Annotated in this window: 1 protein-coding gene; it reads left to right on the forward strand. The window is 57.4% G+C overall.

What is annotated here, in order from left to right:
* Positions 1–41 precede the first annotated feature (41 nt).
* Entirely contained in the window at positions 42–1580 is a 1539-nt protein-coding gene (locus tag G3N93_RS39905; protein ID WP_089497930.1) for an IS3 family transposase, read from the forward strand.
* Positions 1581–1608: the final 28 nt, after the last annotated feature.

Raw genomic sequence — 1608 nt, forward strand, 5'->3', positions numbered from 1 at the left:
GGGGTTGCGGACAAAATCTTGGACTACCTTGGAGGTAGTTCATGTATTCGTACGAAGACCGGGTTCGAGCGGTTCGGCTCTACATCAAGTACGGTAGGAGCGCGGCGGCAACTATTCGCGAGTTGGGATATCCCTCGCGGAAGAACTTGGCACGATGGTACCGTGCGTTCATTGAGGTTGGCGATTTGCCGGCGGGCTATCGCCGCTCCAGGCCACGATACTCCGCCGAACAGAAGCAGATCGCGGTCGAGCATTATTTGAGTCATGGCTGCAATTTTGCCGCGACCACGAGAGCACTGAGGTATCCGTGTCGCGCAGTGCTGGCCGCGTGGGTCCACGAGCTGCGCCCTGATATTCGGAAACGTCTTGTCAGCAATGCTCCGAATGTGCTGTCGTCCCCAGCGTTGAGGCAGGCAGCGGTCATTGAGCTGTGCACCAGAGACGAAGGTGCACGCGTGATCGCGGAAAAGATAGGCGTGAGCAGGCCGACGCTATACAACTGGAAAAATAAGCTACTCGGTCGTGAGGCTCCGGCATCCATGAAACGCCATAAGAATCTGGCATCGGCCCCTGAGCGGGCAGAACTGGAGCAGCAACTGGAATCGCTTCGACGCGACATACGACAGTTGCAACTCGAACACGACATCCTGAAGAAGGCCAATGAACTGTTAAAAAAAGGTCTGGGCATCGACCCGCGGCTCCTGAGCAATCGGGAGAAGACGACGCTGGTTGATGCCCTGAGACGAATCTATGCACTGCCAGAGCTGCTCGCCGTATTGGGTCTTGCCCGCAGTTCCTACTTTTATCATCGCGCACGACTGCTTGTCGCTGACAAGTATGCTGGCATGCGTCGCGTCATCACAAACATCTTCGAACTCAATTACCGTTGCTACGGCTATCGCCGGATACGCGCGGCACTCGGTAAGCAGCAGGTCTTCATATCGGAGAAAGTCGTGCGACGTTTGATGAGGCAAGAAGGCTTGGCCGCTGGCAGTTCCCGCCGGCGTCGCTACGGCTCCTATCAAGGAGAAATAGGCCCCGCGCCAGAGAACCTCATCAATCGTGATTTCCGGGCGGCAGCGCCGAATAAAAAGTGGCTCACCGACATTACGGAATTTCAGATTCCAGCCGGCAAGGTGTATCTATCGCCCGTGATCGACTGCTTCGATGGGCTCGTTGTCAGTTGGTCGATCGGCACGCGTCCGGACGCCGATCTTGTGAATACCATGCTCGACGCAGCGATCGAGACGGTGGCCGACGGCAAACACCGTCCAATGGTCCACTCCGATCGCGGTGCGCACTATCGCTGGCCCGGGTGGCTCTCACGGATGCACGATGCCAAGCTGATTCGCTCGATGTCGCGCAAAGGTTGCTCGCCCGACAATGCGGCATGCGAAGGTTTCTTCGGCCGGCTGAAAACGGAGCTGTTCTATCCCCGGGGCTGGCAGGCTACAAGCATCGAACAGTTCATCGAAGCGGTCGACTCTTACATCCGCTGGTACAACGCCAAGCGGATTAAGATCTCGCTTGGCTCACTGAGCCCGCTCGAATACCGGGAGAGCCTCGGACTCGCGGCATAAACCAGTCCAAGATTTTAGCCGCACCCCC

It is taken from the genome of Burkholderia sp. Se-20378, assembly GCF_017104665.1.
Classification (GTDB): domain Bacteria; phylum Pseudomonadota; class Gammaproteobacteria; order Burkholderiales; family Burkholderiaceae; genus Burkholderia; species Burkholderia lata.

Coding starts and splice junctions, on each gene's coding strand:
- G3N93_RS39905 (WP_089497930.1), top strand. CDS start 42: ATGTATTCGTACGAAGACCGGGTTCGAGCGGTTCGGCTCTACATCAAG.